This is a genomic window from Halomonas sp. ANAO-440, from assembly GCF_019915905.1.
GTDB lineage: Bacteria > Pseudomonadota > Gammaproteobacteria > Pseudomonadales > Halomonadaceae > Halomonas > Halomonas chromatireducens.
Genome location: NZ_JAHXBV010000024.1, coordinates 1 through 13,526, shown reverse-complemented (window position 1 = coordinate 13,526; position 13,526 = coordinate 1). Strand labels below are relative to the sequence as shown.

13 protein-coding genes and 1 pseudogene are annotated in these 13,526 nt (G+C 54.2%); 2 read left to right on the top strand and 12 right to left on the bottom strand.

All coding sequences use genetic code 11. The annotated features are described in order from the left end of the window. Positions 1 to 38: 38 nt before the first annotated feature. Positions 39 to 257 carry a DUF2835 domain-containing protein gene (locus KZO25_RS15525; RefSeq protein ID WP_223137662.1) on the bottom strand — a complete coding sequence of 73 codons (219 nt, stop codon included), beginning with the start codon at positions 255 to 257 and terminating at the stop codon, positions 39 to 41. Positions 258 to 360: 103 nt separating this feature from the next. Here KZO25_RS15525 and KZO25_RS15520 point away from each other — a divergent pair, with 103 nt between their 5' ends. Further along, positions 361 to 1,077 (top strand): putative metalloprotease CJM1_0395 family protein, encoded by a 717-nt coding sequence (locus KZO25_RS15520; protein ID WP_223137661.1) that lies wholly within the window; start codon positions 361 to 363, stop codon positions 1,075 to 1,077. A 4-nt stretch (positions 1,078 to 1,081) separates the two neighbouring features. Here KZO25_RS15520 and KZO25_RS15515 read toward each other — a convergent pair whose 3' ends face one another. The 5 genes from KZO25_RS15515 to KZO25_RS15495 all read right to left on the bottom strand — a co-directional run bounded on the left by KZO25_RS15515 (position 1,082) and on the right by KZO25_RS15495 (position 5,204). Then, a complete protein-coding gene (locus tag KZO25_RS15515) occupies positions 1,082 to 1,459 on the bottom strand; it encodes a hypothetical protein (RefSeq protein ID WP_223137660.1) in 378 nt (125 codons plus the stop codon). Next, on the bottom strand, positions 1,459 to 1,692 hold the full coding sequence (locus tag KZO25_RS15510; RefSeq protein ID WP_223137659.1) for a hypothetical protein: 234 nt from the start codon (positions 1,690 to 1,692) through the stop codon (positions 1,459 to 1,461). The genes KZO25_RS15515 and KZO25_RS15510 overlap by 1 nt, the downstream gene beginning before the upstream one ends. Positions 1,693 to 1,720: 28 nt before the next feature. Further along, positions 1,721 to 4,468: a flagellin gene (locus KZO25_RS20180; protein ID WP_223137658.1), complete on the bottom strand. Its 2,748-nt coding sequence runs from the start codon at positions 4,466 to 4,468 to the stop codon at positions 1,721 to 1,723. A 114-nt stretch (positions 4,469 to 4,582) separates the two neighbouring features. Continuing rightward, a complete protein-coding gene (locus KZO25_RS15500; RefSeq protein WP_223137657.1) occupies positions 4,583 to 4,969 on the bottom strand; it encodes a hypothetical protein in 387 nt (128 codons plus the stop codon). After that, positions 4,962 to 5,204 (bottom strand): hypothetical protein, encoded by a 243-nt coding sequence (locus KZO25_RS15495; protein ID WP_223137656.1) that lies wholly within the window; start codon positions 5,202 to 5,204, stop codon positions 4,962 to 4,964. Before KZO25_RS15495 ends, KZO25_RS15500 begins: the two co-directional genes overlap by 8 nt. Positions 5,205 to 5,327: 123 nt before the next feature. Here KZO25_RS15495 and KZO25_RS15490 point away from each other — a divergent pair. Beyond that, positions 5,328 to 5,481 (top strand): annotated as a pseudogene (locus KZO25_RS15490) (transposase); the annotation flags it as partial. 241 nt (positions 5,482 to 5,722) lie between these two features. Here KZO25_RS15490 and KZO25_RS15485 read toward each other — a convergent pair. The 6 genes from KZO25_RS15485 to KZO25_RS15460 all read right to left on the bottom strand — a co-directional run. After that, positions 5,723 to 9,565: a glycosyltransferase gene (locus KZO25_RS15485; protein WP_223137655.1), complete on the bottom strand. Its 3,843-nt coding sequence runs from the start codon at positions 9,563 to 9,565 to the stop codon at positions 5,723 to 5,725. A 423-nt stretch (positions 9,566 to 9,988) separates the two neighbouring features. Continuing rightward, the gene (locus tag KZO25_RS15480) at positions 9,989 to 11,086 is read right to left on the bottom strand and encodes a FliC/FljB family flagellin (RefSeq protein ID WP_223137654.1); all 1,098 of its coding nucleotides are present in this window, start codon (positions 11,084 to 11,086) and stop codon (positions 9,989 to 9,991) included. A 211-nt stretch (positions 11,087 to 11,297) separates the two neighbouring features. Beyond that, entirely contained in the window at positions 11,298 to 12,119 is an 822-nt protein-coding gene (locus KZO25_RS15475; RefSeq protein ID WP_223137653.1) for a flagellin, read from the bottom strand. Between the two features lie 119 nt (positions 12,120 to 12,238). Next, entirely contained in the window at positions 12,239 to 12,601 is a 363-nt protein-coding gene (locus KZO25_RS15470) for a type II toxin-antitoxin system HigA family antitoxin (protein WP_066450531.1), read from the bottom strand. After that, positions 12,598 to 12,891, bottom strand: coding sequence for a type II toxin-antitoxin system HigB family toxin (locus KZO25_RS15465; RefSeq protein WP_223137652.1), 294 nt, complete (start codon positions 12,889 to 12,891; stop codon positions 12,598 to 12,600). The genes KZO25_RS15470 and KZO25_RS15465 overlap by 4 nt, the downstream gene beginning before the upstream one ends. Positions 12,892 to 13,056: 165 nt before the next feature. After that, positions 13,057 to 13,526: group II intron maturase-specific domain-containing protein (locus KZO25_RS15460; RefSeq protein WP_316935713.1), on the bottom strand; the 470-nt coding region annotated here is incomplete at its 5' end.

Here is a 13,526-nt window from a genome sequence, read left to right as displayed (position 1 = left end):
TTACGTATTGTTGACCTGCATCAAGCCATATGAACTGGCTAGAGTTTCCGTATCGAAACAAATCGCCCCGCTTCGGAAAAGGTCAGCCGGAAGCGGCCATGCACCCCGTCACGGGTCACCACGCGGCGCAGCGCCTCGGCGGGAAAGATCACCTTTCTGCCATCCAGGCTGCGGGTATGCACCTGCCCTACCCGGCCCTCGTAATGGGCTAGGCAGGCATCATGGGAAAGCTCGATCACCACGTCGATGGTAGGCATGGTTCGTCATTCACACTCGCAATCGGCCACTGGGCATTGTTGCCGTCAACGCAAAAGTCGCCAATACTCTACTCTAATTCGGCCCGCCCTACGGACATTCACCATGCATGCATCCACTGTCATCGGCCCCGTGCCCTTCTCTTCCAGCAGTTGGCAGCCCGGCGCCGGCCTTGTCGGCAACGCCGAAGCCGCACGGCGGGTCGGTGAACCAGGCAAGGCCGAGGCAACCGGCAGGGCCGCCGAGGATGCGGCCCAGGGCAAGGTCGCCGAGGGCGATGCCGCACAAAAGCCCAATGGTGAAACGCTGAGCCAGGAAGAGTTGCGACACCTCGAACACCTCAAGACCACCGACCGCGAAGTGCGCCAGCACGAACTGGCCCACCAGATCGCCGGCGGACAGTATACCGGTGCGGTGAGCTACCAGTTCGAACGCGGCCCGGACGGCCAGCGCTATGCCGTGGCCGGCGAAGTCCCCATCGACTACGGCCCGGTGCCCGGCGACCCCCGCGCCACCATCGGCAAGATGCAGCAGGTGATCAGCGCGGCCCTCGCCCCGGCCGACCCCTCACCCAAGGACCACCAGGTCGCCGCCCAGGCCCGCCAATACCTGCTTACCGCCCAACTGGAAATGGCCCAGCAGGCCAGCGCAAGACATGGCGCCGAGCGCCCCGAACCCAATACCACGGAAGCAACGGCCAGCACACAAGCCAGTGGTAGCGGCACGCTCGAGTCCAGCAAAAGCTCCCTCTCCAACTACGACATCATAGCCCGTGCCGCCTTCGCCAGCGGCGGTACCGGCAAGCTGAGCGGGAAGGCGTAAAGCTTTACCCCTTTGCCAATTCCTTCTGCATAGCAACCAAGCGCTCGTGCAACATCTTGGCCTTCTCGATGGCCTGGGCCTCGCCGTCATCCAGTGCCAATATCGGCCCATCGCCGATTGCGGCACCGGTCTCCTCGCTTTCCCGCATCGCCTGAACGTCTTGCGAATAGCGATTAAGCAGGTGTTTGATATTCAGGCGAATGGTAAATAGCTCGAGTTCCATCTCCTCCTGCTGTTCCCGGCGCCTCGCCTTCTCCAATGGCTCCTCCGTCACCTCGAGAATCGCCAGCAGGGTATTCTGAATCATCGACTCCGCCGCCTTCAGCTTCGGCAGAATCTCGTAAAGCACATCACGCAAGGTAATACGCTGCGGTTCATTCATTACCCCTCCCACTGTTGGAATGTTTCTGGAATTGGTGCTAGAAGATCGAACATCGCCAGCGTATAGGCTCGCTGGTCATTGACGGCCTTGGTATAGATGTCGTGAAGCTGCTGGTAATCAGCCGGCATTTGCTCGTCCATGCCGGACTCCTCGAAGCGGGCAAGAGTGGCGAGGGTCTCGAGGATCAGCTTTTCCAATTCGCCGATGACCTGCTTATATTCATGGCTCGTCACGGCCAGCTCCAATAAAACAAGCGTATGATTAATCCAGCAGAGACAACACGTTCTGCGGCACCTGGTTAGCCTGAGCAAGCATGCTCGTGCCGGCCTGCTGCAGGATCTGAGACTTGGTTATGTTGGCAACCTCTACCGCATAGTCGGTATCCATGATGCGTGAGCGTGCGGCCGCCAGGTTGATATTAGTTGTTTCATGAGACTCAATCACCGACCCTAGGCGATTCTCCATGGCACCGAGATGGCTGCGCTTTTTATCAACTCGAGCGATGGCCCGATCCAGGGTAGCCAAGGGATCTTCGGGAGTACGCAGACGGATTTCATCACCGGTTTCGGTTATGACAATAGGTGTGTAGTAGTCATTTTCCGCCTGGGTAATGATGTTGTTGAAGCTCAAGGCGTAATAAATGATCACCTCGCCCGTCCCGTTCACGGTCCTGATCAGATAGTTGCCGTCCGTGGAGATCAGCGTATCGTCGAGCTCGTCCATTTCCACCAGTGTGGCTATCTTGTAGTCGGATGCCCCGTCATCGGCGATACGCATGATGTAGTTGCCGTTGTCATCTCGACCCAACACATTGCTGTGTACACGACCGCTGACGTCGACATAAGTCACCTCCACGTTGGGAGGCGAAGCAGGGTCAAGCGCCACGGTAGAGGTGCCATCAACCATCAGCACATCATCAAGGCGTCGGGCAACATCCCCCGGGGAAAACTCCAGTGAATATTCACCGTTGCTCTGTAGCGTTGTCGTCACGGTGACGTAATGAAAGACAGCGCTGTCATTCTCGATGGTACGCAAGTAATAGCGGCCGGTCTGATCTACCACCAGCTCGCTGTCTTCAAGTAGATTGTTAATTTCCTCGGCGTTGGCAAGCAGGACGTCGGGTGTACGTGTCATTTCGTCGACGGTGTCGAAATCGGACCTGGCTCGCTCAGATCCAATGCTGGTAACGCTGATACTTTGATTGCCATCGCTATCCACCACCGTGACCAAGTTCACAGGCTCATAGGTATCGAACGAGGGTGCTGCGTTTTCGCGCAACAGATAATAGCGATTATCGGCGCCCTGCACCAGCGTTGTGTCTTCTCGTATTCCATTGGCATCACTGGCAATGACTGGGCTATGCGTCGGCTCAGAGATAGTACCGCTGGGAGCTTCCTCGGTATGACGTGCCAGGCTGTCGCTTGCCTGTATCGTTACGGTGACGGTGCCTTTCTGGGTGACGTTTCCCTCGTCGTCAGTGACGGGAGCAGCCGTTTTACTGACGTCAGGCGCAGTGGCACGATAATAGAAGCTTTCACCGTCTGGCTGAACGAAGTACTCGCCATCGCTCCCGAAAAGCGTCCAGCCGGTGACCGCACTCCCCTCCTCATTCAGGAAGGCCACCTCGATATCATATTCGTCAGGGTCATAGCTATCAGTATCGACGCTATTCTCAGGGTCCAGCGGCGAGAAGGAACGGGTGGTCAGGGCATGCTCGCTGGCCACCTTGACTGTTACCTCATCAACTTCCAGGACCGTAGTTACGGTAACGACAGCATAGTAGAGGTAGCCGCCATCGTCCTCGACTCGAACGAAACAACCATTATCGGCTTCTACAAGAACGGGCGAACTTCCGAGATTGAAAGCAGTACCATCCGCATTCTCGAAATCGATATTTCCGGCCAGCGGAATCGTTCTCACCTCAGATATCCCGCTGTAATCCAACGTCGAGAACCGCTCGGCATCCTGAGCGATACTCACAACAACTTCATCACCCGCTTGATACAAGCCTTGACGCTGGCTTTCACTGGTCACAACGGCACGATAGTAGAAGGTCTCCCCACCCTCTACAGTGCGCAGATAGAAATCGGTGTCGCCGTTATCCGCCCCAAGGACCAATTGACCACTGATCGAATTGCCACTATTGTCGAGATAGGTCGCATTGTTCAGACTATTTCCGGTGGCCGTTTCGGTTTCTCGGTAGAAGATGTTGGGGTCAGCCGTTACATCTACCGTGCTGGATCGCGTGAAGGTGGTGCTGTGTGCCTCCTTGGATGCCAGGTAGTGCATTGCCTTGCCGTCTTCTTCCGTCTGCACAAAATAGCTGCCCGCACTACCTTGGCGCATGAGCTTGCTACCTTCCGCCATGATGGAACCGTCAAGACTGTAGGTTACCGTGGTGCCCTCGTTGGTGAGAACGATATTCTGGGAGAGCCTGTCCAGGGTATGGACCGGGCTGACCTTACCGGGAATTCCTGAAATATTGAATTCTTCCAAGCCCAGCGCATTCACACTGAAGCCGGGGGGCCGCAAATCGATGCCCAGGGTCTGTGCATCGTTAGCCCCTACCTGCAGGTTAACCACACCGGCCTGCCCGTCCAGTAACGGTATGCCATTGTAGCGGGCCTGCTCATTGATACGATCGATCTCCATAAGGTTGAGATTGATCTCCGCCTGGATGGCATCCCGGTCAATCTGGTTCAGCGTACCGTTGAGTCCCTGAACAGTGAGCTCTCGCACTCGTTGCAACTTCTCGTTGATCCCGTCCAGGGCGCCCTCGGCGGTTCTAGAGAGCGAAACCCCATCGTTGGCATTGCGCTGTGCCATCGCCCTCCCGGTGATCTGGCTCGTCAAACGGTTGCCGATGGCCTGGCCTGCGGCATCGTCCTTGGCGCTATTGACGCGCAACCCCGATGAGAGCCGCTCCATGGCGGTAGCCAGCGACGACTGCGAACGGCCAAGGTTGGCCTGGCCAGTGAGGGAAAGAAGGTTGGTATTGATGCTTGCCATGCGGGGAGCTCACCGTTCCTTGGGTCATTGCTCCATTTATCGGCCAAAGGATGCTGAGCTTTAGCAATTTCTTAAGGAAAAGTTGTTTCGGCACAGCTCATGATCAACCTTCGATCACGCCTCCGAAACGTTTCCGTCCGGCTTGGAGCGTCTGAGTAACCGCTCGTGCAGCAGCTTCGCTTTCTCGATGGCCTGCGCCTCGCCGTCATTCTGCGTCAGCACCGGCCCATCACATATGGCCCCGCCACTCTCCTCGCTTTCCCCCATCGCCTGAACGTCTTGCGAATAGCGATTAAGCAGGTGTTTGATATTCAGGCGAATGGTAAACAGCTCAAGTTCCATCGCGTCCTGCTGTTCCCGGCGCCGCGCCTGCTCCAATGGCTCTTCGGTCACTTCGAGTATCGCCAGCAGAGTGTTCTGGACCATCTCCTCAGCCGCCTTCAGCTTCGGCAGGATCTCGTAAAGCACTTCATGCAATGTGATCTTTTGAGGTTCATTCATTCCCCCTCCCCTGTCGCTGGAATGTTTGCGGAATTGGCGCAGGAAGATCGAGCATCGCCAACGTATAGGCTCGCTGGTCATTCACGGCCTTGGTATAGATATCATGGAGTCGCTGGTAATCGACCGGCATCTGCTCGTCCATGCCGGCCTCGTCGAAGCGGGCAAGCGTAGCGCGAGTCTCGATGATCAGGTTTTCCAGTTCGCCGATGACTCGTTCGTGTTCAGTTATCGTCATGGCCGCCTCCAAGCGAAATTATGGACTGCACGTTCTCTTCTTCGTCATCATCTGCATCTGACTGTCTATGTGAATGATCATACAGTCAAAATCATGTGACCAGATTCACTATGCCACTATAAGAAAACCAAGGCCAGCATCCGCGCCAAGGTCGAGTACCGTTTCATGTCATCAAAAGAACCTCTTCGGCTACCCAAAGGTACGCCACAAGGGGCTGACCAAGAACAAGGCGCAGTTATTCAGCCTGTTGGGACTGGCGATGCGAGGGCCGAGTTGATGGGGCAAGTGCGACCTGAATTTGCCCTGCCAGCTGGAAACCCCGGCTGGCAGAGAAATCAGCGACTTGAATAGGTCGGAAAATGGCCGCTGCGACATTGAATTAGCAGCGCTGAGCCCATCAGAAGCCCAACGACAAATTGCTCAGCGATTCTCTAACGCAAAGCGGCTTCCCAAAGCACCAAAGTAGTTTTTCTATACATGTACTCGGGCAATCACCCTAACAATAGTCGCCAATATGTTCAGCAGGTTGCAAATTGCCTATCACTAGCTCCGACTAATGTCGCCAAAGTATCAGATCCACTATAACGATACAAGGTGTAACCCAAAGAGGCAAGGTAGGCGCATAGCTCACGATAAGAATCATGACTCAAATGCACATGCTCAAAATTAATAATTTTTGGCCTGAATTTCTCAATTGAGGAAGCATATATAACAGCATCGTCCATCCCCTCAGTATCTATCTGAAGCACATCATAACCATCCTCCCAATCTAGCTTGGAAGCAATTTCCTCCAAATTAACACAAGGAACTTCAATAGCCTCAATAGCATCCTCAATGCGCAAATTATCTGGCAACTTACCTCTCACATGCTTTATTACATGCCCCTTATCGAAAGAAGAGAAGCCGGTAGGAACCCTGTAACTTGGACTCTCCTTTAAATAAGTCCTAACTAGCACATCATAATACTCCGGCTTAAGTCTGAAAAGAATTAATGTTCCAGGCTCGCCCACAGCACAATTAAACACTGTAGCCTGAGGATGAGCCCTATAGTTATACTCCAGGTAAGGAATAACATCGACTTGAGGCTCTATAAGTGCAATTTTGGTTTTACCTTTATTCTTTATAACCAAATCGTATATAGGGTCATTAATTTTTCCATCATTAGCACCAACCTGAACGATACACACCAACTTTGATAAATGGAGCGCCTTAGAAATCAAACGCTTAAAAAGGCCAGGATCATTAATTCTTAAGATGCCATTTTTATCCCGCCCCAATACAGCTTCACTTAGCTGACCAATCAATTTATCTCGATTCTTGTATGCAGATGTCACATGAGAAATATAAGCATTCGAACTGCCTTGGCAGGCTGAGACATGTGACATATCTCTTCTTTCACTGCTCGAAAGCCCCCAGCCCAACAGCCAATTCCACCGTGAGTCTATCTTATAAACTGGCGCTTTATGCTTGCTTAGCAAGTACCACCATAAGGTCTGATTTGGCTGAGCCGAATACAAAAGTTCGCTAGCTTTGCATATTTCTTCAGGGCAAATTGCCCCGACACAAGATCGGTCAAAAATCATTACAGCTGTATTGGCATACTGACCCACATCAAGTTCTAAAACATCATTATTATCTAAAAACCTGATTTTACTATTGAATTTCGAATAATCAATACTTCCAAAGATTATTGATCTATAGAAAGACTCGGATGAGTCAATAGCGAGACCTACAGCACCACATTTGTGTCTAAGCCAAGCACTGATACCAGCAAGAGAAATAAGAGCCTCATCAGGCTGGCTCCAGGCATACCCGGAATACCCCTTTGGCACTTCGGCGAAAATATCCGGAGAATTGGGCGACACCACGGCAGAATCATCTACCAAGAGCACCCTTTCATACCCATACTTGGTCATGTATAGCCATGGGAAATACAGTTTATATGCATAAATCTCTTTCTTCTTACGCCCATATGAAGCTTTAAAACTAGGAAGCATTAATTGATCATCACTAGGAGACTCCTGAATTAACAAAAAGTCAGCACCTATATTTTTCGCATACAACCTAGCCGCTTCAGATGTTTTATCAATCCAAGGCCTCCTTCCAAAAGATAGCATTAGAACAATCTTTTTGTTGCTAGGGGCATCTAGGTCACCTAGTAATAAATGGCTTTTCACATTTCCTTCATCAACACTATCAGGCTCATAGGCAATAGTAGTGGAAGGCGAAGGTAGATCAGGTTTCGAAGGAGCTGTTAGGCCAACTGGATCTTTCGCAAGCAGCCCTTTCGATTCAAGGAACAACATGGCTCGCTGTGGATCGACGGAGAGGAGTAATTTATACGCCATATCATCTGCTTCAAACACTGTACTCAGAACAAACGCTAATTTTATTTTATGCTCATCGCCCAACTTGGCAATGCGTTCTTGATTCGGCAAAAAAAGTACATCAGCATTTTCTTGATCAGTGGCAGGGCATTTCTTCGCGGTGATGTTGTCTGGGATATGGCTGTGATGGTGAATATCATTAAATCGATAAAAGCGAAAACCATTACGGCTGGCCCAGTACTGCAGCTCGGTCAGGCTGGGCTGACGTTCGTGCGTCGGCAAGAAGGCCACACGAGCTTGGATCAGCAGGGTTTCCTTAAGCGCCTGCTTACCATTTTCCAGCACCGCCATAGAATCGCTCAGCTCATCGAGGATCAGCCAGTCGAGGTTTTCAAGCCCTTCAATGCTATCCAAAGCGATGGTGTTGATTGGCAGCTGAGCAATCACCTGGGTGCCTTGACGGTGGTGTTCGGGCAGCATCTCAGTAGGCAGCGGTGGCAAGGTGCTAGTCATTTCCGGAGCAATGCACGCGTGAAGGTTAGCCGGCTGGCCGTCTCCCAGTAGGGCGTGCTGGAACACTTGAATGTCCTCACTGCCTTCATACTGCTTAGCCTTGATCACTTCGCTAGCAGGATCGAATGCCACAATGCCAAAGGCCCCGGTGGTGGCCAACACGTCTGCAGCACCTGTCCTTAGCAATTTGGCGCGGTTATCAAGAACAATCACCTTGCCTTTGAGCTGCCAGTCAAAGCCTCGGGTGTGAAGGCATGGAGACTGCTGCTGCAAGTTACGGTTGGTTTGCACCACGTGCAAGTAGCTGGTATCAACCTTGAACTCGGGTTTGACCGATTTACTGGACAAGTTCTGGCGATGACGCTTCCTGAGGCTGACGGTAAAGTCCTTGTTGCCGGCGCGCTGTTTGGCCAAGGGCGCCATAGCCGTCACCAGCCGCTCCGTGGCTCGATCGATATTGTGCTTCTGCTCACCAACGCGTTTGGCTCGCTCCACGTATTCCTGATACAACACTTCATCGTCGTAGAAAGTTGTCACAGCGTCGAACAGCGACTGCAGGACTTCATCGCTGAGCAGGTGCTGGTGTGGCTCTTCATAACAGCTTTCGGGGAAGTCGAAGGCTATACCGGCATCATCAATCATTTCCGGCATGCCCCCGCGGTTGGTGATCAGTGCCGGTATGCCGTTGAGCATAGCTTCCGCCAGTACCCGACCAGAACTTTCCCACCAGAGGCTGGGAGCGAGCAGTACCCGAGCCCGACTGTAGGGGCCGCGCATATCGCTGGTGTTGGGGGTGACCCACACATTGTTAAAATTTTCGCGCGGCTTGCCCAACTGGCGGGTGGTTTCACGTACCACCTCCGACCAGTCGGCGCGGGCTTCCACCACTTCCAACATGATATCAGGCCGCTCGCGCTCCAGTTTTTCCACCAGTTGCACCACCACGCTGGCACCTTTGGCCCAACTAGGATTGACGAATAGCAGGTTGCGGCGCTCATGCTGTTCGGCGACGAAAGTTTTCGGATCAATGAACTTGCCTACCGGCTTGGCGGCAAAGCCAGCCGTTTTTCGGTACATGTCGGCCGTTGCCTGACTATCGGTTATTACCAAGTCAATATCGCGACACCACCGCACCGCCTTGTAACTGCCATTGGCTAGATAGAACGCCGAGGGTATTCCGCGCACGCGAGCCTCGTCTGGAATTAGCATGTCCAGGGTCTGGCCACCGTAGAACCAGACGATATCAGGCTTGAATGTATCGAGCAGGTAGGTGTACTGGCTGTACCAGAGGCCTTCCTCGTGGGTGGTCATGTGACTACGAGCGGTACTATAGGTAACCACCAGCTGATGGGTTAGCGGGCCATCCTCAGCCTTGATCAGCTGATGAAGGTGCGGGCCTGTATCTGGAAATTGTTCCTTGAAGTTTCCCATGCCCTTGGGGGCGTCGAATATAGTGGCACCCAGCACCTGCACCTCGTAGCCACTAGCCGCCAGCTGCAGCAGCATCTGGCGCACTGTCATGCTGGCTCCACTGGAACTGTCAAGCAGGCAGAAGGGATTGGCCCACAGTAGACGGGGGTTGCGCTTTTGAGAGGATGTTGCGGGTGACGTCTTGGACATGAGCAGCTCACGCGGAAAATGGCAATGTGGCTAGCCTACCTCGCAAGAGCCAAGTGCAAAGGATGGAATGCACTGGTATTTTGGCGTCTTTTTCAGCGACTGAACGATCACATGGAGCAATTTCAGAAAACATTCTGAACCCCATTCGCGAACTGAAGGTTTCGCCTCAAGCTGATCACCCATCGAGCCTAGGCAATATCATCAGGTATAAACTCTAGAATGGCATGTGGCTTAATGAAAAAACCGACCCCATGAGTGGGGGCCGGTTCGATTGCCTTGCGAAAAGGAATGTCGCCTTTCAAAGTACAGACTTAAGGTCTTACCTTAGCCTAGCAGAGACAGCACGTTCTGCGGAATCTGGTTGGCCTGAGCCAGCACGGAAGTGCCAGCTTGCTGCAGGATCTGCGCGCGAGTCATGTTCGCCACTTCCACAGCGTAGTCGGCATCTTCAATCCGCGAACGGGCTGACGCAAGGTTGGTGCTGTTAGTTTGAAGGTTGGTGATTGCATCCTCAAAACGATTTTGAACAGCACCCAACTCGGATCGTAAATTATCGACTGTATTTAGTGCAGCATCCAAATTAGCCATTGGATTGCCGAAACGATCACCATCTCCTCGAACTTCTGAGCCTACAGTAACGCTTACTCCAGTGAGTTCTCCATCACTATTAACTTCCTTGAGAACATTATCAACTGCAAAGACAGCGCCACCACTATCTGTAACAAAGTAGTTTCCATTGTCGTCGACTTGAAGCGCAGCACCCGCCAGTGCTCCATCCGGGCCATCGGAGAAAGTGACAGTAGCACCACCACTTGCAGCAACCAATCCTTCAAATGTTGCGCCTGCTGCAACTGTTCCACCGGATACAGCCTGCTCAAGCTCGCCGACGTGACCATTAACGTTGAAATCTTCCAGGTTCAGAGTTTCTGAATTAATTGCCGTGAGATTGACTGAAATAGTTTCACCATCATTAGCCCCCACCTGTATGGTAATTGCTTTTACACCATCATCCAACACTTTTACGCCGTTGAAGTCAGTCTGCTCAGAAATCCGATCAATTTCAGTAATACGCTGATCGATTTCGTTCTGAATAGAGTTCAGATCAGCTTGACTATTGGTGCCATTCTGCGCTTGGACGGCCAACTCGCGGATACGCTGCAGGTTATCGTTGATCTGGTTCAGCGAACCTTCAGCGGTCTGAGCAATGGAGATACCGTCGTTGGCATTACGCTGAGCCTGATTGAGACCGTTGATCTGAGAACTCATACGGTTGGCGATGGCCTGACCGGCCGCATCATCCTTGGCGCTGTTGATACGCAGGCCGGAGGAGAGACGCTCCATGGAGGTCTGCAGGGCGTTCTGGCTCTTCTGAAGATTGGACTGGCCAATCATGGAAGTGATGTTGGTATTGATCACGGACATGTGATGTTCCTTCCTAGTGTTGGGGGCTCCATTGGCGGGCCCGCTGATCTTGGTGTTGCGGTCCTGTCTACCGGACCCGCCGCAACGGCGCCGTTGGCCGTTACCCTGATTAACGGCCGCTTTCGGAAGGACTTTAGGGAAACGGCGAAAAATTTTTCTTCGGATGTTGACCGGCGAGGCGATGAAAGCGGCTGCAGGCAGGGAGAACGCCTCAGCGCAGCAGCGCCAGCACGGTCTCCGGCACTCGGTTCGCCTGAGCCAGGATGGCGAAGCTCGCCTGCTGTAGGATCTGGGCGCGCACCATGTTGGAGACTTCCCGGGCGTAGTCTGCGTCCTGGATCCGCGACCGGGCCGCCGAGAGATTGAGTGACGTAGTCTGCAAGCTCGTAATGACATCCTCGAAGCGGTTCTGTACCGCCCCGAGCTGACTACGCTGCCGGTCGACCCGGTTCAGCGCCGCATCGAGGGCAGTCAGCGGGTCTGACGTGGCGCTGCCCTCGTCGCCATCGGCGATACGAAAGCCACCCAGCCCAAGGGCATGCCGGTCCATGGCCCGCAGCTCCAGGCGGATCGTCTGGCCGTCGTTGGCACCCACCTGAATGTGCAACCCACGGTTTTCACCCAGCACGCGAATGCCATTGAAGGCCGTCTGTTCGGTGATGCGATCGATCTCGTCCAGACGCTGGTCGATCTCGTTCTGTATAGAGGTGCGGTCGCTCGGGCTCAGGGTGCCGTTGCCCGCCTGCACGGCGAGTTCGCGAATTCGCTGCAGGTTGTCGTTGACCTGGTTCAGCGCCCCTTCGGCGGTCTGCGCCACGGAAATGCCGTCGTTGGCGTTGCGTGCCGCCTGGTTGAGCCCGCTGATCTGGGCAGTCATGCGGTTGGCGATGGCCTGGCCGGCGGGATCGTCCTTGGCACTGTTGATACGCAGGCCCGACGACAGCCGCTGCATGGCGGTTTGCATCGCCTGCTGGCTGCCGCGCAGGTTGGCCTGCACGATCAGGGATAGGATATTGGTGTTGATGACGGCCACGGGTTTGCCCTCTTCCGGGCGCGATGGGCACCGGTGAGGATCTATCGGCCGGAAAGACTAGAGCTTTAGGCTTGGGCGCTGCGCCGTTTCAGCGACGGCCGCCAGCTGTCTGTCCTGCATCAGGCTGCAGATTGCTCCATCAGGCTTTCATAAGGAATGTTCAGGCCATCGTGCAGCCGCTTGATCATGCGAAGGCTCAGCTTGCGCTTGCGGTTGAGAACCTCGGAGACTCGTCCGCTCGAGCCGATATAGGGTTCAAGATCGCGCTGTGTCAGCCCCTGCTGTTCCATGCGGAATTTGATCGCCTCGATGGGATCGGACGGCCCGATAGGGTAATGCGCATCTTCGTACTTCTCGACCAGGATAGAGAGCACTTCCAGCTCGTCCGCCTCCGGCGTACCGTCTTCAACCCCCCATAGGGCTTCCATACGGGCAAAAGCACGCTCGAGGTCCGCTTCGGTGTGAATAGGCTGTATGTTCATATCGTCTCTGCATCCACTTGATCGTACTGAGCATGAGTGCCAACGAAACGTATCCAGGCAATTTGCTGTGCATACCGTATTGCTACGATAACCCGGTACTTGTTTCCTCCGATATTGAACACGACTCGACCACCCTTGAGGATACTGGCCGTGCGAATCTCCGCTTTCAGCTCTTGAGGCGTAGCCCAGGATGCCTTCAGCATCATGTTGTACCATTCAGTGAGAGCCGTTTCGGCATCGGAGTGACCCTGCCAAAACTGACGCAAAGTCCTTTTTGCGATAACCCTCATGCAACCTCCCTTTTTGGGAGAAGCCTAGCACCTCCCATTATGGGAGTCAATCCGGTCTCTGGCTTCGTGCCTCTGCCATTAATCGGGTAGGGGCCGGGGTCACCCCCGGCGCCCTCCCACACCACCGTACGTACGGTTCCGTATACGGCGGTTCATGAAGAACGACTAAGCCCCTCTTACCGTTTCGAGTACCGAGATCAGACCCAGCCGGTCGAACCCCTTCCGCGGTAGGGCCTGGTTCATGTGCGAGGCGCCGGCATTCCACCAGGGACCTCGCCCATTCCCCGCTGATTTCCAGGCACGCTGCTCGTCCAGACCCAGCGCCAGAAGCTTGCGGCGTCGGGTCCATGGGCGCTTCCACTGCCGCCAGATTACGCAGCGCAGTCGGCGACGTATCCATTGATCCAGCACTTCCAGGGGGCGTTTCACGTCGACGAGGCTGAAGTAGTTGGCCCAGCCCCGCAGGACCGGGATCAGTTCTTCGATGACGCGTCGAATGTTGCGTCCCCTGCCGCGCTTGAGGATCTCGCGGACACGCTGCATCAGGCGCTGCAAACTGGCCTTGGCCAGCGCCAGCTTCGGCAGCTTGTGCCGAGTCAGCGTGTAGCCCAGATACCCCCGATTCCATGGCCGGC